Source organism: bacterium (assembly GCA_016124905.1).
In the GTDB taxonomy this organism is placed as follows: domain Bacteria; phylum Pseudomonadota; class Alphaproteobacteria; order Rickettsiales; family RI-342; genus RI-342.
The window spans coordinates 1-18050 of record WGMV01000028.1 but is presented as its reverse complement, the minus strand read 5'-3'; the positions used below and the strand labels follow the sequence as shown (position 1 = coordinate 18050).

Here is an 18050-nt window from a genome sequence, read left to right as displayed (position 1 = left end):
TACCATGGACCATTTCGATTATAAAAACGGCACGCTTCACGCCGAATCCGTCTCTCTTGAGCAACTCGCCAAAGAACTCGGCACGCCGTTTTACTGCTACAGCAGCGCTACCATCGCGCGGCATTACACGGTGTTCAACGAAGCCCTGCAAGGCCTGAACCACCAGATATGCTACGCTGTAAAGGCAAATGATTCCCTCGCCATTCTCCACCTTTTCGCCAAGCTCGGCGCGGGCGCCGATGTGGTCTCCGAAGGGGAGATCCGCAAAGCCCTGCACGCGGGCATCCCTGCAAACCGCATCGTCTTTTCCGGCGTCGGCAAAACGCGAGAGGAAATGCATTACGCCCTCTCGCAAAACATCATGCAGTTCAACGTCGAATCCGAACCGGAACTGGACGCACTGAACGAAGTCGCCGCCAGCTTAAACGTCAAAGCCCCCGTCGCCTTCCGCATCAACCCGGATGTCGACCCCAAAACCCACGCCAAAATCTCCACCGGCCAGAAGGAAAGCAAATTCGGCATCGACATGAAGCAAGCGCTCGCGCTCTATACGCGCGCAGCCGGTATGCCCCACATCGCCGTTAAGGGCGTAAGCGTGCATATCGGCTCTCAACTGCTCGACCTGCAGCCGTTTGAGATGGCCTTCAACCGCGTCGCCAGTTTCGTGGAAGACCTCCGCGGCAACGGCCTGACCATCGAAAGCATCGATGTCGGCGGCGGCTTCGGCATCCGCTACCACGAACACCAGACCGCCCCCACCCTCACCGATTATGCCGCCATCATCCGCCGCACCTTAAGCCATCTGAACCTGCGCATGCTGTGCGAGCCTGGCCGCGTCATGGTCGGCAATGCAGGCGTTTTAGTCAGCCGCGTGCTCTATGTGAAACAAGGCGCCAGCCGCACCTACCTCATCCTTGATGCGGGCATGAACGACCTCATCCGCCCCTCCCTCTACGGCGCGCATCACGACATTGTCCCCGTGCGGGAAGCCTCGGCCGACGCAGCCCTGACACCTTTCGACGTGGTCGGGCCCGTCTGCGAAACCGGCGACATCTTCGCCGAGCAGCGTGCCCTACCTCATCTTAAACCGGGCGATCTGGTCGCCTTCCGTTCCGCCGGTGCCTATGGCGCCGTCATGGCCGGCACCTACAATGCCCGCCCCCGCCTGGCCGAATGCATGGTAAAAGACGCAAACTGGGCCATCACCCATCCGCGCCAGACATACGAAGACCTCATCAAGCATCAATCCATCCCCTCCTGGCTTTAAAAAGGCCCCTTTCTACCGGGGAAATTCCACACCACAATTCCACATAATCATAATGTGGTGAAAAATATTTTTCTTTACTGGAAAGTGAAATTAAACATTATGCGAAAAATAAATGTTATTAATGAGGACGACAATGAGCCAGGCAACGCCCTATCCCCACCTGACCGCCTACGCGCAGCAGGCACGCAATGAGCGCATCACCTTCCGCGACACGTTGTTCCCGGAAGAATTGAAAGAAGGCAAGGACGGCGATGAAAAAATCACCTTCGACGGTTCCGATATCATCACCTACCTGCGCAGCGTGGACCGGCTTCTGGAAACCTCCGCGCAAACAGCCACCGGCAATATTCTGAACGCCATCCGTTTCGATCAGCATGTACGTAACGTGGTAAATAACCAGCGGTCACAGATTCAGAGCCAGCCCGATCAGCTTGAGCAGATCGAGTTTCTCGATAGGGTACTGAGTGATTTGCAGAACCTGGAACAACGCTTCAACGAAGCCGCAGGCGCCAGCGTCTAGCCTTATTGAGCCATCGGCATCGCCATGCCCTGCTGCGCGGCAATCTGTTCCAGCGCGGCCGTACGTGGCGTGCAGGGATGCTCGATGAAATCGCGTTTGCGCTGTTCGTTCCAGTTCATATTGGTCAAGTAGCCGTCCGGTTTCAGCAGGCTCAATTCATGCTCGGTTTTCATGATGTCCATCATGGCCACCATGCGGCGGCTGATTTTGGCGGGCTGCTGGTGCACCTCGGGCTGGTTGGTCAATGCCATGGCCATGCCGTGAATGCGCTCCTGCGTCGCATCCTGCGTGGCATCCACATTGGCGTTCTGTTCCTGCATGGCATGGGCGGAAGCAAAGGTGATGTCCCCAAGGCTGAAGCCGGTCTTCTGCAAGGTCATGGATTGCAGCACATTGCCCGTCAAAAACATCAGCCCACTGGCCGAAAGCGTGGAATTCTCACCTGATTTCTTACCCAAAAAGCCCGAAATCATATACCCGACGCTCGACAGCGCCCCCAGAAAGCCGGACACGGCAAGGTTATGCTCCTGCAGCCAGTGGAACCCTTTCTGCAACTGCCCCCACAAACCTTTAACGATGGGCTGCTCGGCCTGAAGCTTCACCCATTTGGATGCCACCCCCATATCGTCGAGCTTATCCTTGATATACTGAATATCGACGATGGAGCTGCGGAAGCGCGGGGGCGTTAATTGCGCCCCGATGGCGGCAACTCCAAGCGCGGCGGACATGGCCGTTACCGGACGGCCGCTGCGCAGCGCGCCATAGAACATGGAGGCTCCGGCCAGGCTGTCCATCAGCGCCTTGACCTCCCAGGGGTTATTCTTCACTGCGTACTGGATCTTTTCCACCCAGGGCGTGAGGTTGGGCAGCTTGGTCTGCAGCAGGCCGCGCGTTTCCGGATCATCGATATTGCCGATGGCTTCCTTCACCACCTCATCCAGTGGCCTGCTTTTGGCAGGCTCTGCCGAATTGGCGATCACCACGGCGGAAGAGGCGATATAAGTCAGCGCCGAAAGCATACGGGTCGCGTCGATCTTTCCATTCGTCCCAGAAGAGAGCGACGAAACCAGCATCATGACGTTACCGGCATTGAAGGCCGCCCCCGCAATTGGGCCGATTTTATAACCGAAACGGTTGCGGATCTTACCCCAGGGGGTAACGCCTTCGCGCTGATATTCAAGCTCGCGTGTTTTCAGAGGGTTGATTTCCAGGTCCCTCGGTATGTCCAGCCGTGCCTCATGCTCCCACAGGTTCGCTTCCTGCCAGGTGGGAAATTCATCCTTCAGCCAGCTTTCCAACTTGTCCGCCTGTTCCAGCATGCCGATGCGCAGCACCGGCTCGCTCGGGTTATCGGCGAATTCAGGCTGCAGATGACAGCCCTTTCCTTCCAGGAAGCGGCTCAGCGCGCCCAAGCTGTTTGGTCCGGCATCTTTGGGGATATAAAGCGTAAACACTGCGCCGCCCTGCGGAAGGTCGCACTTTTCCAAATGCGTCAGGCTTAAGGACGCATGGTTAGTCTCCGGCATGGGATGCGGCGATACCGCCATGGGAATGCCCTAATCAATCAAGCGTCCCATTTAACCATAAAAACATGAAGAATTCGTGATGGTTGTTAACTTATGTAAATATTTTAATGATTTACATCCGAAACACGCCAAAACGGGTCTCCGCCGCCGGTTTATACTGGGTAACACCCAGCGCCAACCCGAGGATACCCCTTGTTTTAAGCGGATCTATCACACCATCGTCCCACAGCCGGGCCGTACTGTAATAAGCCGAAGATTCCTCCTCATATTTCCGGCTCATGGTCTCCTGAATGGTCTTAAGCGACTTGGCATCGGGTTTTTTCCCCTGTTTTTCCAGGCTGTCCGCCCGGATGCGGGTCAACACGCCCGCCGCCTGTTCCCCGCCCATCACCGCGATCTTGGCATTGGGCCACATCCACAGGAATCGGGGGCCGAAGGCACGGCCACACATGCCGTAATTCCCCGCGCCGTATGACCCGCCAATCACCACCGTCAGCTTGGGCACGGCCGCATTGCTCACCGCCATCACCATTTTGGCGCCATGCTTGGCAATGCCTTCTGCCTCAGCTTTTTTGCCCACCATAAATCCGGTGATATTTTGCAGGAACAGCAGCGGAATCTTCCGGCTGGCGCAAAGCTCGATGAAATGCGTGGCCTTGAGGGCAGCCTCGGCAAACAACACGCCATTATTTGCCACAATCCCCACGGGGTACCCGTGAATGCGGGAAAACCCGCACACAATGCTCGTGCCGTAATTGGCCTTGAACTCATCAAAACGCGAACCATCCACGAGCCGCGCAATGATTTCCCGCACATCAAACGGTGTCTTGGTCGTATCCTCGGGCAGAATGCCGAGGATTTCCTCCGCCGGGTAAAGCGGCGCCTCAGGCACAAAAGGGGGCGGCGATAAGGGCGGCACGTTCAACCCGCTCACCATGCCGCGCAGCCGCTCCAGCGCTTCTTCCTCATCATGGGCGTAATGATCCGCCACACCGGAAAGCCGTGTATGCGTCTCCGCCCCGCCCAGTTCCTCGGCACTCACATCCTCGCCCGTGGCCGCCTTCACCAGCGGCGGCCCTGCCAGAAAGATGGTGGCATTGCCCTTCACTATGATCGTCTCGTCGCACATGGCGGGCACATAGGCCCCGCCCGCCGTGCAACTGCCCAGCACCGCCGCCAGCTGTGGAATACCCGCCGCCGACATCTGCGCCTGATTGTAAAAAATTCGCCCGAAATGCTCCTTGTCGGGAAAAACTTCTGACTGCATCGGCAAAAACGCCCCGCCCGAATCCACCAGATACAAACACGCCAACCCGTTCTCCCGCGCGATTTCCTGCGCACGCAAATGCTTCTTCACCGTCATCGGGAAATAGGTGCCGCCCTTGACGGTTGCATCATTGGCCACAAACAGGCACGGCACGCCATTCACCACGCCGATGCCCGTCACCATCCCGGCGGAGGGCACCTCGCCGTCATACAGCCCATGCGCCGCCAGCGCCGACATTTCCAGAAACGGCGTACCAGGGTCGATCACCCTCTCGATACGCTCCCGCGCCATCAGCTTGTCGCGTCCACGATGTTTCTCCACTGCCGCTTTGCCGCCCCCCAGTGCGGCTTTTTCCAGCATACGGGTCAATTGCTCTCGCAGTCTCAAATGATGTTGGCTGCGTTCCTTGAAAGCCTTAAGCTGCGAATCGATCTGGCTGGAAAGAATGGCCATCATACCCTCTCTGTTTGCTTTCTTTTAGCCGTCAAATGGTCAAGCATGAAGTCAAAACGCCATCAAGCGGTTACAAAACCATCACCATATTGTCATGCAGGCCCCTTAAGAACGTGTCATGGCAAGCGGCACAACCACATTGGTCCATTTTTTTGGTCTTCGGCAAGACGAATCCGTCTATTCCGTTCAGGAACAAACCATCGCCGAAAGTTATGCCCATTTTCGCCGTTTTCTGCATGACTATTTGCCCGAAAGCCCATTACCGCAAACCTGGGAAGAATTCCTAACCATTCTGCAAAACACCGCGCAGGACCATCTGCCTCCAGACTGCTTTCTGAACGTGAACCTGAACAATACGGTTCTTAGTCTGGACGTGATGTTTAACGGCGGCCGTACACACGCCCAGCCTGTCCAGTCTGTTGGCTATGAGCCGCTGAACGAGAATTGGCTTGCTCCGCTGGAAGGCCGATCTTTCCCACCAGGAGAAACCAACATTCCACCCGCCATCCGTGGGAACGGTCTTGGCAAAGGATTGATGCACTTTCGTGCCATGCTCGCCGCAAGGCTTGGGCACGACTCCCTGACCATCATGTGCGAAAGGGATGGCAAATCCCTCTGGTCGAGCATGGGCTTCGTCCCAACCGAGGACACATGGGAAGAATCCATTAAGCCTGCCATTCGGCGTGTGCTGTGCACACATGGCTCAGAACTCTCTCCATGCTCGCGCGATATGTTTCACTCCATGCTGGAAAGTGCCGATCCCCATTGGATAACCCTGCTCAAATCCATTCAGGATCCCATCTGTGTTGCTACGTCCGATGGCAGCGTTAAACAGATCCCGGCAGGAAAATGGGTGCTGATGGATTCAGGAAAAGACCCAACCCTCATGAAAGACCGCTATCTAAAGGGCAAAATCTCACTGGATGGCCTTCATGCCGCAGATGAAGTCCCGTTCGAATCGGCCTATCCAGCCCAACTCATGTTAAACAGCGTTCTTCAGGAAGAGTGCGCCACGCGCCACTATATGCGCGATGCGCCAATCCTCTGCCAGCTGGCAGAGCAGCTCATTCCGGATATTGGCCTATGCCAGCAGTATCAAGCCTTGGTCACCACGGCTGAAGTGGGAACCATTCCAGCCTGGCACTTGTAATCACGCCGTGAGCACCGCGCGCGAAATAATCAGCCGCTGCACTTCCGACGTGCCCTCGCCGATCTGCAGCAGCCGCTGGTCGCGGTAGAAGCGCTCCACGTCATATTCCTTCATCAGCCCATAGCCGCCATGGATCTGAACGGCCTCGTCGCACACTTCCTTGGCGATCTCGCTGGCATAAAGCTTGGCGATCGCGCCTTCCTTGGTGATGTTCATGCCCCGGTCACGCATCCAGCACACCTTGTGCAGATAGGTACGCGCCATCTGGATTTTCACTTCCATATCCGCCAGCTTGAAGGCAATAGCCTGAAAATTGGCGATCGGCTGGCCGAATTGTTTGCGCTCTTTCGCATAAGCCGTGGCGGCTTCAAACGCCCCCTGCGCCGCGCCCACACCCATCGCCGCAATGCCGATCTTGCCGCTGTCGAGCGTCTCCAGCATCTGACGGGAACCAGACCCCTGCGCACCCAGCATCGCATCATCGGTCACAAAGCAATCGTTGAAATAAAGCTCCGACGTATCGGAAGCGCGCCACATCATCTTATGCTTCAGCGGTTTGGCCGTCCATCCGGGGTTGCCTTTCTCCACGATGAAGCAGGTGAATTCAGGCCGCCCTTTCGCATCCTGCCCCGTCACCGTCTGCACCGTCACACCCGCGCACATGTCGCTGGAGCCGTTGGTGATAAAAATCTTGGACCCGTTGATGACCCAGCCGCCATCCACCTTCTTCGCCACCGTCTTGGACCCGCGCGAATCCGACCCCGCCGATGGCTCCGTCAGCCCGAACGCCCAAAGCGCCTGGCCGGTGCCAAGCTGCGGCAGATATTTCTTCCGCTGCTCATCATTGCCGAAATAATAAAGCGGCCCGCAGCCGAGCGAATTATGCGCCGTCACGGTCGCCGCATGGCTGCCATCCACCCGCGCCAGCTCCTCGCACACAAGGGCATAGCTCATGTAATCCATGCCCTGCCCCCCATATTCCGTCGGCACCACAATGCCAAACAGCCCAAGCTCACCCATCTTGCGCGTCAGCTCCGGCGAGAACTGCTCTTTCTCATCCAGCTCACGTGCCCGGGGTTTGATCTCGTTTTCGGCAAAATCGCGCACGGCATCGCGCAGTTGCTGATAATGCGGCTCAAGCGTGAAATCCATCGGTGCCCCAATTTTCGATAATGTTTCCTGTTTGCCGCAAACTACCCCGGGCGCACGCTCACCGCAAGCCTTGCCGCCGCGATTGCCTGTGGCTATAAGAAACCCATTGGGAGAAAGAATGGAGCAAGCTATGCGTCTCACCTCACTGGTAAAAATCGCCCTAGCCGGGATGATTGTCATGGCCGTTGCCGGTTGCGGCAACACGGTACGCGGCGCCGGGGCGGACATTGAGCGCGCAGGCGAAAAAATCCAACGCTGCTGCTAAACGGCGGCCCCCCATTGCCGCTCGGAAAATTCCCGCATATGCCGCGCCACTGCATCCAGATGTCCCTGGTCCAGCCAGCTTTTTTCATGCTCACGCATCGCGGCGGCATGCTGCCGCAAGGCCTGGTCGATAATGCCTGAGGTGGCGCAGTTATAGGCGGCATCCACCACGGCCCCCATATTGGTTTGCCCAACCATAAGGTACATGGCATCGATCAAGTCCCGCGCCTGATCTTTCTGCATACCCTCCAACACCAGGTCATTAAACATGCCCACATCCAGTTCCACCAGGATGGCAACAAATGTCTGTGACTGGTAAAAACCTTCAATAGCCGCGGCATGCTGCAACAGCCGCTTTATCGCACCCGATGGATTATCCGCCTTTAGAAGATCGGTAATCTCATCCACAATTTCCGGAATTTCCTTTAGCCCGCAGCGCTGCTTGTACAGGGTCATATACTGCGCCTGTTGTCTGGCCACAAAGTTACGAAATTCTTCAAGAAAATCACTTTGCTGGTCGGCGGTCAGCGCATCGTAATCAATTCCGCATTCAGCTTGGGCGATATGCCGCAAATCCGGCACCAGAAGCTCGTCGATGATGGGCTGCGCACGCGCTTCAATCGCCTGCACAAGCCGTTCCCAGGCTTGTTCCTGCTCCTGAAGGGCGTTTGCGATGAGATCCTTGGCGTACATGAGAGTCAGAAATTACTTGAGGGTGAAGGTGATGACCATGCCGCTTAACGAGACGGCGAGGCCGCTTCTTCGGCAAGCTGTTGCCGGTAGTAATAGGCGGCCGTATCCCGTGTAAGATGACTTGCATCAAACACGGTGCATTCTTCTGCCGGCAGCCGCTGTATCGTAATGGCAATACTGCCAGGAGCATTCCCCCCGGTTACATAGGTTTCGGGCGTGGCGGTCGGCTCTTCCACCAGCCGCACCCCTTCAAGCCCGGTTGGCAGCGTCACATCGCCCGCGGTATGGCATGCATCGTCATAATGCTCACGGCCATTATCAAGGCCAAACACATCATGCACAACCTGCGCCTCAACCCCGATGGTCAGTTCCTCATTGTGGCGTATCATGAGGTCGGAAACGAAATTCATGGCAGGCAACACGGTACGGTACATGGAAATATGGTGCATCGGGTCCTGGCTCAATTCATCCAGCGTTGGAAGCCCGGCATCCGTGAGAATGGAAGGGTTCTCAAGCATCTCCACAATGGTGGCGTTCACCTGGGTGCCCGTTGGCCCTTCCAGATGAATGCGCGGCAAGTCGTCCCTTAAAAATTCCGGCAGGTTAGGCTGCGCTGCCCGCAGGGCTTCAACATACGCGCCAAAACTATCCAACGGCGAAAAGGCCGCCTCATTGTAGGAATAGGCTTGGATAAGGTTGCTCAGGGAAGCATCAATGGTCACCATGTGGGCCAACTCATGCACCACCGCATTGGCCAGCGTCATGGGCCGATAATCCGTCGCCAGGGACGAAAGCGGCATCCCAGTGCCATCATAACCCTGGCCGGATTGCCAAAGGCCTTCCATCCATTCAGGGTTCTCTTCCGCGTAATAGCGGATATTGGCCAGAAGCTCGCGGTCCAGATAAATATCGGCCACGCGATTGCCGTGCTCATCTTCACTGAAGCCAACCTGCGCGCCGCCTCCACCTGCGGGGCTTAGGGACGTATGCATGCGAATGGAAGCAAAGCCCTTTTCGGCAATCCCGCTTTGAACCTGCGCAAGGAATGCCTGCCCGGCATCACTGCCTTCAAGCGCGGTCAGTACTGCCTCTATGTCCTGGGCAAAGGCCGCATCGGCAAGGGTGGCATCGTCAACAATCTCGATAAAATCAGGCATTATGACCCCTAAATTTAATGGGCGCCACCCTAGCCAATAATTGTTACGCCTATAATACAATCCCTTTTTTCAGCTGCTCCACAGCCTCCGGGTTCAGCAGGGTGGAAACATCCCCAAGGCCATCCAGCTCCCGATGCGCGATTTTCCGTAATATCCGCCGCATGATCTTGCCGCTCCGTGTTTTGGGCAGTCCTTCGGCGAATTGAATACGGTCGGGCGCGGCAATGGCGCTTAAGTCCTTGCGCACCCATTTCTTCAGCTCGTCGGCCTTGGCGGCATCCCCCGCTATGCCCGGGTTGAGCATCACATAGGCATGAATTCCCTCGCCCTTGATATCATGCGGAAACCCAACCACCGCTGCCTCGGCCACATCCGCATGCGCCACCAGGGAGGATTCAATCTCCGCCGTCCCCAGCCGGTGACCGGATACGTTCAGCACATCATCCATCCGCCCGGTGATCCAGTAATAGCCGTCCTCATCCCGCCGCGCGCCATCCCCGCTGAAATAATAGCCCGGAAACGCGCCGAAATAAGTCTCTTTAAACCGCTTATGGTCGCCATATACCGTGCGCGCCTGGCCCGGCCAGCTTGCCTTGATGCAAAGCGCTCCTTCCCCGGCTCCGGCAACTTCCTTGCCCTTTTCATCCAGTAGCCCCGGCTGCACACCGAAGAAGGGCAGGCTCGCGCTGCCAGGCTTCAGGTCTGTTGCGCCCGGCATGGGTGTGATCAAATGCCCTCCTGTCTCCGTCTGCCACCAGGTATCCACAATCGGGCAGCGTCGCTCGCCCACCACATCGTAATACCAGCGCCACACTTCGGGGTTGATCGGCTCACCCACCGTCCCCAGCACACGCAGCGTATCCAGCGAATGTTTCTTCACCCAATGGTCCCCTTCGCGCATCAGGGCGCGGATAGCCGTCGGCGCGGTATAAAATTGCGTCACCTGATGGCGGTCGATCACGTCCCAGAAGCGCGACGCGTTCGGATAACTGGGCACGCCTTCAAACATCAGCGAGGTCGCGCCATTGGCCAGCGGACCGTACACAATGTAGCTATGCCCCGTCACCCAGCCCACATCGGCCGTGCACCAGTAGATATCCTCCTCGTGATAATCGAACACATAACGGTGCGTCAGCATCGTATAGAGCAGATACCCAGCGCTGCTGTGCAGGACCCCCTTGGGTTTTCCGGTAGAGCCGGAAGTATAGAGAATGAACAGCGGATGCTCCGCGTCAAACGCCCTAGCCTCGTGCGCCGCGGGCTGCTTCTCCACCGTGTCATGCCACCAGAGGTCCCGCCCTTCTTTCCAGGGCACATCCGCACCGGTACGTTTCACCACCAGCACATGCCGGATAGTCAACCCCTCGATGGCCTCATCCACATTGGCCTTCAGCGGCACCGTTTTGCCGCCGCGCAGCCCCTCATCGCTGGTGATGATGAAATCACTGGCCGCGTCTTCGATTCTTCCTCGCAGCGCATGTGGCGAAAACCCACCAAACACCACCGAATGCGTCGCGCCGATGCGTGCGCAGGCCAGCATGGCCACCGCCGCTTCCGGTATCATCGGCATGTAGATCGTCACCCGGTCGCCCGCTTTCACACCGAGCGATTCCAGCAGGTTCGCCGCCTGACACACCATGCCGTGCAATTCGCGGTAGGTGATGCGCCGCACCAGCCCCGGCTCGTCGCCCTCCCAGATAATGGCCAGTTTCTCTCCGCGCAGCTTCAGGTGAACATCCAGGCAATTCTCCGCCACATTCAAACTACCACCATCAAACCAGCGGATATTTCCTTCAACAAAATCGGCCTGGCACACATTTTTCCAGCGCTCGCGCCAGAGCAGCTCCTCCCCCATCCGCCCCCAGAAGCCGTCTGGATCATTCACCGACTCCGTATAAAGCCGGGCATACTCTTCCTTGGTGATATGGGCCCTGGCCGACCATTGCGGCAACACGGGATAAAAATCTTTCATGGCGCGCCTCCGGGTAACGATGCCTGTCCCACCCTTCTATCATGCTGCGCCAAACTATTTAAGGAGGCGTGAATATCACGCCGGTTTTCCGTCACTTACTGCGCGACGTCGCGCCATGGTCCATCATCAGCTTCAGCCACTCATCCCCGGGAACAAGCCGGTCGGAACTCAGCAAATTGGCAACGCCCCTGTCAAACATCGCACCGTGATAGGCTTCCCCCATCTGCTCGGCGATGGGATCCACCAGCCGGTGCAATGCATCGCTGATCACATGGCCATCCTGTTTCTGCATTACAAGGTCAATCGCCTTGGGCATCAACAGGGCCAGGGCATAACCCATGTTATTCGCCACCAAATCAATCGCCTCCGGCGTGCCGGTATGGGTAATGCCCTGAAACAGCTCGAACGCCACGCCGATAGCCAGGCCAATGGCAAGCGCCAGCGCAACGGGGTGCTCATGCGCGAATTGCCGCAACGGCACGGGCGTGGACGGATGCTGGGCAATGGCCTCCACCGTGGGGGCCAGCACCGTCATGTATAAAATGGCGTTGGGGCCGATATGCGGAAAACTGTATTTCAGCAAATTCACCGCTTCCACCGACAAAAGCGGAGCAGGAACCATCGCCAATTGGGGCGCCCCTCCCTGAGAGGCTACAAATTGCAGGGAATCCTGCACCCCGAACATCCGGTGCAAATCCGCTTCCGTCATGCCGCGAAAGTAAAAGCCCAGCCCACTTAGAGCGCTGTTGACGGCCATCATGGCAACCGTTTTGTCGGCGGGCCATTTTCCATCAATCAGCTGAATCTCATCCGCGGCAAGGGCCGTCGCTTCACCCATCAGGCAACCCCCAGCAGCGCTTTGGCGAATTCATCCGCATCAAACGGGCGCAGGTCCTCGGTGCTTTCCCCCACGCCAATGGCATGGATGGGCTTGCCGAACTCACGCGCCAATCCAACCACCACACCACCTTTGGCGGTGCCGTCCAGCTTGGTCACGATCAATCCACTCACCTTCACCATCTCGTCGAATATCTTCACCTGGTTATGCGCATTCTGGCCCGTCGTGGCATCCAGCACCAGAAGCGTCGCATGGGGTGCGGCCTCGTCATGCTTGGTCAGCACACGGTGGATTTTCTGCAGTTCCTGCATCAATCCGGTCTTATTATGTAAACGACCAGCCGTATCGATCAAGAGAATATCGGCCTTTTCCTTGCGGGCCTGCTCCACGGCACGGTAGGCCACACTGGCGGGATCGGCCTCCGCTTCCCCGGCAATCACTGTGCTGCCAAGCCGCTTGCCCCACACCTGCAGCTGCTCCACCGCTGCCGCGCGGAACGTATCCGCCGCCGCCAGCATCACTTTTTTGCCCTGATCCTGGTAATATTTGGCAAGCTTGGCCACCGTGGTGGTTTTACCGTTACCGTTCACGCCCACCACGCTGATGATAAAAGGCCCGGCATCCGTGATTTGAAGGGGTTTTGCAACAGGCTTCAGCATGGCGGCGATACCGCTGGCCAGGTGCAGCTTCACCTCCTCATCGGTCACATCCTTGTTCAGCCGGTCTTTTGCCAGGCTGTTGCGGAGTTCCATCGCTACCGCTACCCCCATATCGGCGGTAATCAGCGCCTCTTCCAGCTCATCCAGCATGGCGTCATCCAGCTTGCGCTTGGTGAAAATGCCGCTGATGCTTTCCGTCAACTGGCCGGAGCTTCGTTGCAGCCCGCTTTTCAGCCGCCCGAACCAGGAGGATTTCGGCCCCTCGGTCACCACAGGCACTGACAAAACGGGTTTGGCGGGCACTGGCTTTTCTACCACCGGCGCTTCAATGGGCGGGGCAATCACGGGCTTGGCCAATACCGGCTTAACCACAACCGGCTCGGCCACGATCACGGGTTTCACCAGCACCGGCTTGGCCGGCTGCGGTGCAGGCGCCGGGACTTTTTTGATGGGAGCCACCGGCTTTACGGAAACCGGTTTTTTAGCGGTCTCTTTTTTAGCGGTCTCTTTCTTCGCGGCAGGCTTGTTTACCGGCGCGTCCTTGGGCGAAGGCTTTGCCTTTGCTGCGGGTCTTTTGGCAGGGCTGGGGGTATCGATCGTATCGGACGGAGCAACCTTCGGCAATTCTTCCACCACCGGCAAAATCTTGGAGGGTTCAGCCGGTTTGCTGGCGGAGAAAAGACGTTTGAAGCGCTCTTTAAACGAAAGAGGGGTTGCAGGAATTTCCCGCAACCCCGTCTCCGACTCATCCTGGGATGAGTGGCTTACTTCAGCGTTATTTTTTTTTAGCTGCTACTTTTTTAGCAGCCGGCTTTTTAGCAGCAGGTTTTTTTGCTGCTACTTTTTTGCCGGAAACTTTTTTAGCAGCTGGCTTGGAAGCAGCGGCTTTCAGAACCGGCTTCTTCTTGGCAGCCACTTTTTTGCCCGTCACTTTTTTAGCGGCAGGCTTTTTAGCGGCTACTTTTTTAGCAGCTACTTTTTTAACTGCGGGCTTGGAAGCAACAGCCTTCAGAACCGGCTTCTTAGCAGCCACTTTTTTAGCGGCAGGCTTTTTAGCAGCAGGTTTTTTGGCAGCAACTTTCTTGCCGGATACTTTTTTGACCATCGGCTTGGAAGCAGCCATCAGAGCCGGGCGCTTTTTAGCGGCGGTCTTTTTGGCTTTTTTCTTCGGAGCCGTCTTTTTGGCAACCGGTTTGGAAGCAACAGCCTTCAGAACCGGCTTCTTAGCAGCTGTTTTCTTAGCAGCTGGCTTTTTAGCGGCGGTCTTTTTAGCCGTCGGCTTTTTAGCAGCTACTTTTTTCACTGCTTTTTTAGCCGTCGTCTTTTTGGCGGTTGTTTTCTTAGCAGCTACTTTTTTCACTGCTTTTTTAGCGGTCGTCTTTTTAGCCGTCGGCTTTTTGGCAGCGGTCTTTTTCACTGCTTTTTTGGCCGTGGCTTTTTTAGCCGTCGGCTTTTTGGCAACGGTCTTCTTCGCTGCTTTTTTAGCCGTGGCTTTTTTAGCAGGCTTTGCCGGAGCTTTCGCAGCCGGGGTAGCCAGAGAGGTCGTGGAAGTAACCGGTTTCAGAGAAGCCGGGGTAGCAGTAACAGGCTTATATGCCGTTGCGGGCATAGCGGCCGACTTAGAAGAACCTGTCTGCTTTTTGGCAGGCACAGGCTTATTACCGAAGATACGATCTAACATGTGAAAACCCTCCAGAGTTTCCGGAACTCTAACTGCTATTCCTTTACAAAAGGTTACCAGCGGTTCCGAACGCCTTTCAGAGTGTCTTTTATTCCGCCTTGGTTTTCTTGGAAGCGGCCTTTTTCGCGGGTTTGCGGGCTGCTGCCTCGGCTTCATTTTCTTTGTTTTCTTCTTCGACAATCGCCTTCACACTGGTCTTTTTGTCCTTCAATTTCACCTGGGTGAGAACATAATCGACCGCTTTTTCTTCCAGAATGGGCCCTTGAAGCGTCGTCAGCTCGGCCGGGTTTTTACGGTAGAATTCCACCACTTTGGTTTCCTGGCCCGGGAACATGCGTGCCTGCTCCATCACCGCCTGCTGCAGCTCCTGCTGATTGACGCGAATGGCCTGTTGCTTGGCCACTTCCGCCAGGTAAAGCCCGAGCTTCACGCGACGCTCCGCCACCTGGCGGTATTCTTTTTTCAGCGCCTCGTCGCTTTCCGCATCCGGCTGGGTTTGCACCAGCTTCTGCCAGATACCGCCAAACTCCTCTTCCACCATGCTTTGCGGCAGGTCGAAGCTCAGTTTGGTATCCAGTGCGTCAAACAAAGCTTTTTTCTGGCGCATGCGCACAACCGCATTCACATCACGGGTGATTTTCTCTTTCACGCGATCTTTCAGATCCGCCAGGTCTTTAAATCCAGACATTTTAGCGAATTCATCATCCACGGTTGGCTCTTCGCCTTCCAGCAGTTCGCGCACCGTCACATCGAACGTGGCGGCCTTGCCTTTCAGGTTCTCGGCATGATATTCTTCCGGAAAGGTTACCTTCACTTCAGTGCTGTCGCCAGGCTTCAGCCCAACCAGCTGCTCTTCAAACCCCGGAATCAACTGGCCGGAGCCGATCTCGATGGTGAAATTCTCGGCCTTGCCGCCTTCAAACGGCGTGCCGTCCACTTTACCGAGGAAATCGATACGGAGCACATCCCCCTCGGCGGACTTGCGGGCTTTTTCCACCGGCTTCAGGCGTTTGTTGGCCTTCGCCAGGCGGGACAACCCGTCCTGAATATCCTCTTCCGCCACATCAAACACATCGCGCTCAATGCTCACATCCCCAAGCTCCAAGGCCGGCGGGGTGGGCATCAGGTCGAAGCTCATGGCGAATTCCAGGTTCTGGCCTTCGCCAAACTGCTTGATGGTCACCTGCGGGCGCAGCGCCGGGGTGTAACCTTTCTGGTCCAGCGCCTGTTTGCTGGCATTATCGATGGCGCGCTCCAGCACTTCACCGGCCACCTGCTGGCCATAGCGCTGCTTCAGCACCTGGGCGGGAATTTTGCCCGGACGGAAACCCGGCATTTTCACGTTTTTGCTCACGGCCTGCAGGCGCTCTTCGGTCAGGGCTTGCAGTTTAGCGGCTTCCACCACCACGGTGAGTTCGCGTTTCAGGCCATCGGCCAGGGTTTCGGTAACGTTCATGGGAGTCCCCAATATCTTAATGAAAAATGAAGAGGGGCACATAACCATAGCCCATGCCCATCGGCAAGGGAAAATTGGCTACATTCCACCCATATCAAAGCGTTTGGGTATATCCTGCGCCACATCCTGAGCCACATCTGCCAGCACACCAATAATATAGTCGGAAAAACAGGCGGGTATAACCAGCTGGTTATATGGCTCCTCGCCGCCGCGATGAACCCATTCCATCAGCAATTGCGGGTCGCATGACGGCAGATCTTGCCGGGCATGCATGCTCTTGAGCTGCCACACGCCCGTGTAATCCCGCCCCGGGGCCCATTCCTGATTAAGAAGCCGTGCCACCAGCGCGTCATCCCTCGATTGGGGCGACATTTTCTCATCCAGCTCCACCGCCATGTATTCGCCATCAAAATACGGCACCATGGACCTCAGAATGCCAACGGCGACATCCGCGTCCGCCACCCGAAAATGGAGATACTGATCGTCTACGCAAAGCTGCGTAATGGGTCCGTCGCTATAGGTATATCGATGTTTCTGCATGGCATGGGCAAAGCAATGGAAAGATTGCCTTTAATAAAAGAGTTTTGTTTCGAAAGTGAGACAAACTAGATCAGCACCATCCCATCTTCCTCATTCAGCTCGCCCACATCCTGCCCCGGCCCGAGCACAATCTCATTATGCCCCGCCCCTGCGGGAATCATCGGGAACACATTTTCCTGCTTCTCCACCACCAAATCCATCAGCACCGGCCCGTCATGCGCCAGCATGGCTTTGATGCCCGCATCCAGCTCGCCCGCCTTGGTCACACGCATACCTTTGATATGGAATGCCTCGGCCAGCGCCACAAAGTCAGGTAATGCCTCAAAATAGCTCTGCGAATACCGCTCCCCATGGAACATTTCCTGCCACTGGCGCACCATGCCCATATAGCCGTTATTTAAAATGACGAGTTTGATCGGCAGTTGATACTGCGCAATCGTCGCCAGTTCCTGGATATTCATCATGATGGACGCATCGCCGGAAACACAGATCACCCGTCCTTCCGGATGACCAATCTGCACGCCGACTGCCGCCGGCAGACCATAACCCATGGTGCCGAGCCCGCCGGAGGTCATCCAACGGCGCGGATTATCGAAGCGAAAATACTGGGCCGACCACATCTGGTGCTGCCCCACATCCGTCGTAATATACGTATCCGGGCTCCAGGAAAGCTCATCCAGCCTGTCCAGCGCGTATTGCGGCTTAATCCCGTCGCCATTTTGAGTATATTTCAGGCATTGCTTGCTCTGCCAGCGCTTGATCTGCGCCCACCATTTGCCCACCGCCTCGGCATTGGGCTGATATTTCTTCTTTTTCCATTCCGCCAGCATGGCCGCCAGCACCTCGGCCGCATCCCCCACAATCGGGATATCCACTTGCACCGATTTGTTGATGGATGACGGGTCAATATCCACATGGATTTTCTTGGACCCCGGCGAGAAGCCCTGCACCGCCCCCACCACCCTGTCATCAAACCGCGCGCCGATATTGATCATCACATCGCAGTGATACATGGCAAGGTTCGCTTCCAGCGTGCCATGCATGCCGAGCATTCCAAGGAAAAGCGGGTCACTCGCCGGGAATGCTCCCAGCCCCATCAGGGTGGAGGTGCAGGGAAAACCGGTTGCGCGCACGAATTCGCGCAACAGCTCACTGCCCTTGTCACCACTGTTAATCACCCCGCCCCCCGTATAGAAAACCGGCTTCTTGGCACCGGCAATCAGCTTCACCGCCTCTTCAATCGCTTTCGCATCCGGCTTGGTCTGCACCTTGTAGGAAGGACGGCGATAATGCTGATGGTTCACATACACCGTTTTCTGGTTCTGTATGTCCTTGGGGATATCCACCACCACCGGGCCGGGCCTGCCGCTCCGGGCGATGCTGGCCGCCTCATGCATGGTGCGCGAAAGCTCATCCACATGCTTCACCAGATAATTATGCTTGGTGCAGGGCCTT

General features: G+C 56.7%; 16 protein-coding genes. 4 read left to right on the top strand and 12 right to left on the bottom strand.

All coding sequences use genetic code 11. The features are described 5' to 3' along the window. Positions 1-4: 4 nt before the first annotated feature. Together lysA and GC177_07760 are read left to right on the top strand one after the other, a co-directional pair. Positions 5-1267, top strand: coding sequence for a diaminopimelate decarboxylase (gene lysA, locus GC177_07765; GenBank protein MBI1275853.1), 1263 nt, complete (start codon positions 5-7; stop codon positions 1265-1267). A 133-nt stretch (positions 1268-1400) separates the two neighbouring features. Further along, a complete protein-coding gene (locus GC177_07760) occupies positions 1401-1787 on the top strand; it encodes a hypothetical protein (GenBank protein ID MBI1275852.1) in 387 nt (128 codons plus the stop codon). 2 nt (positions 1788-1789) lie between these two features. Here GC177_07760 and GC177_07755 read toward each other — a convergent pair whose 3' ends face one another. Together GC177_07755 and GC177_07750 are read right to left on the bottom strand one after the other, a co-directional pair. Beyond that, positions 1790-3334 carry a hypothetical protein gene (locus tag GC177_07755; GenBank protein MBI1275851.1) on the bottom strand — a complete coding sequence of 515 codons (1545 nt, stop codon included), beginning with the start codon at positions 3332-3334 and terminating at the stop codon, positions 1790-1792. Between the two features lie 91 nt (positions 3335-3425). Then, positions 3426-5033 carry a methylcrotonoyl-CoA carboxylase gene (locus tag GC177_07750; protein MBI1275850.1) on the bottom strand — a complete coding sequence of 536 codons (1608 nt, stop codon included), beginning with the start codon at positions 5031-5033 and terminating at the stop codon, positions 3426-3428. 118 nt (positions 5034-5151) lie between these two features. Between GC177_07750 and GC177_07745 the strand changes: the two genes are divergently transcribed. Then, a complete protein-coding gene (locus GC177_07745; protein MBI1275849.1) occupies positions 5152-6183 on the top strand; it encodes a hypothetical protein in 1032 nt (343 codons plus the stop codon). Here the strand turns inward: GC177_07745 and GC177_07740 are convergent, their stop codons facing one another. Beyond that, positions 6184-7335, bottom strand: a complete 1152-nt coding sequence (locus GC177_07740) for an acyl-CoA dehydrogenase (GenBank protein MBI1275848.1) — start codon at positions 7333-7335, stop codon at positions 6184-6186. A gap of 118 nt (positions 7336-7453) precedes the next feature. Between GC177_07740 and GC177_07735 the strand changes: the two genes are divergently transcribed. Further along, a complete protein-coding gene (locus tag GC177_07735; protein MBI1275847.1) occupies positions 7454-7600 on the top strand; it encodes an entericidin A/B family lipoprotein in 147 nt (48 codons plus the stop codon). Here GC177_07735 and GC177_07730 read toward each other — a convergent pair. The 9 genes from GC177_07730 to ilvB form a co-directional block, all read right to left on the bottom strand. After that, on the bottom strand, positions 7597-8292 hold the full coding sequence (locus tag GC177_07730) for a hypothetical protein (protein MBI1275846.1): 696 nt from the start codon (positions 8290-8292) through the stop codon (positions 7597-7599). The two genes, GC177_07735 and GC177_07730, sit on opposite strands and share 4 nt — an antisense overlap. 44 nt (positions 8293-8336) lie before the next feature. Next, positions 8337-9449 (bottom strand): hypothetical protein, encoded by a 1113-nt coding sequence (locus GC177_07725; protein MBI1275845.1) that lies wholly within the window; start codon positions 9447-9449, stop codon positions 8337-8339. Positions 9450-9498: 49 nt separating this feature from the next. After that, the gene (acs, locus tag GC177_07720) at positions 9499-11421 is read right to left on the bottom strand and encodes an acetate--CoA ligase (GenBank protein ID MBI1275844.1); all 1923 of its coding nucleotides are present in this window, start codon (positions 11419-11421) and stop codon (positions 9499-9501) included. 91 nt (positions 11422-11512) lie between these two features. Beyond that, positions 11513-12259, bottom strand: coding sequence for a hypothetical protein (locus GC177_07715; protein ID MBI1275843.1), 747 nt, complete (start codon positions 12257-12259; stop codon positions 11513-11515). Further along, positions 12259-13515: a signal recognition particle-docking protein FtsY gene (gene ftsY, locus GC177_07710; GenBank protein MBI1275842.1), complete on the bottom strand. Its 1257-nt coding sequence runs from the start codon at positions 13513-13515 to the stop codon at positions 12259-12261. Before ftsY ends, GC177_07715 begins: the two co-directional genes overlap by 1 nt. Before the next feature lie 178 nt (positions 13516-13693). Further along, on the bottom strand, positions 13694-14527 hold the full coding sequence (locus tag GC177_07705) for a histone (GenBank protein ID MBI1275841.1): 834 nt from the start codon (positions 14525-14527) through the stop codon (positions 13694-13696). Positions 14528-14687: 160 nt separating this feature from the next. Then, on the bottom strand, positions 14688-16103 hold the full coding sequence (locus tag GC177_07700; protein MBI1275840.1) for a trigger factor: 1416 nt from the start codon (positions 16101-16103) through the stop codon (positions 14688-14690). A gap of 30 nt (positions 16104-16133) precedes the next feature. Then, the gene (locus GC177_07695) at positions 16134-16595 is read right to left on the bottom strand and encodes a hypothetical protein (protein ID MBI1275839.1); all 462 of its coding nucleotides are present in this window, start codon (positions 16593-16595) and stop codon (positions 16134-16136) included. 65 nt (positions 16596-16660) lie between these two features. Beyond that, positions 16661-18050: biosynthetic-type acetolactate synthase large subunit (ilvB, locus tag GC177_07690; GenBank protein MBI1275838.1), on the bottom strand; the 1390-nt coding region annotated here is incomplete at its 5' end.

Bases quoted from the DNA above. Each gene is read 5' to 3' on its own strand.
- lysA (MBI1275853.1), top strand. From the start codon at position 5: ATGGACCATTTCGATTATAAAAACGGCACGCTTCACGCCGAATCCGTC.
- GC177_07760 (MBI1275852.1), top strand. From the start codon at position 1,401: ATGAGCCAGGCAACGCCCTATCCCCACCTGACCGCCTACGCGCAGCAG.
- GC177_07755 (MBI1275851.1), bottom strand. From the start codon at position 3,334: ATGGCGGTATCGCCGCATCCCATGCCGGAGACTAACCATGCGTCCTTA.
- GC177_07750 (MBI1275850.1), bottom strand. From the start codon at position 5,033: ATGGCCATTCTTTCCAGCCAGATCGATTCGCAGCTTAAGGCTTTCAAG.
- GC177_07745 (MBI1275849.1), top strand. From the start codon at position 5,152: ATGGCAAGCGGCACAACCACATTGGTCCATTTTTTTGGTCTTCGGCAA.
- GC177_07740 (MBI1275848.1), bottom strand. From the start codon at position 7,335: ATGGATTTCACGCTTGAGCCGCATTATCAGCAACTGCGCGATGCCGTG.
- GC177_07735 (MBI1275847.1), top strand. From the start codon at position 7,454: ATGGAGCAAGCTATGCGTCTCACCTCACTGGTAAAAATCGCCCTAGCC.
- GC177_07730 (MBI1275846.1), bottom strand. From the start codon at position 8,292: ATGTACGCCAAGGATCTCATCGCAAACGCCCTTCAGGAGCAGGAACAA.
- GC177_07725 (MBI1275845.1), bottom strand. From the start codon at position 9,449: ATGCCTGATTTTATCGAGATTGTTGACGATGCCACCCTTGCCGATGCG.
- acs (MBI1275844.1), bottom strand. From the start codon at position 11,421: ATGAAAGATTTTTATCCCGTGTTGCCGCAATGGTCGGCCAGGGCCCAT.
- GC177_07715 (MBI1275843.1), bottom strand. From the start codon at position 12,259: ATGGGTGAAGCGACGGCCCTTGCCGCGGATGAGATTCAGCTGATTGAT.
- GC177_07705 (MBI1275841.1), bottom strand. From the start codon at position 14,527: ATGCCCGCAACGGCATATAAGCCTGTTACTGCTACCCCGGCTTCTCTG.
- GC177_07700 (MBI1275840.1), bottom strand. From the start codon at position 16,103: ATGGTTATGTGCCCCTCTTCATTTTTCATTAAGATATTGGGGACTCCC.
- GC177_07695 (MBI1275839.1), bottom strand. From the start codon at position 16,595: ATGCAGAAACATCGATATACCTATAGCGACGGACCCATTACGCAGCTT.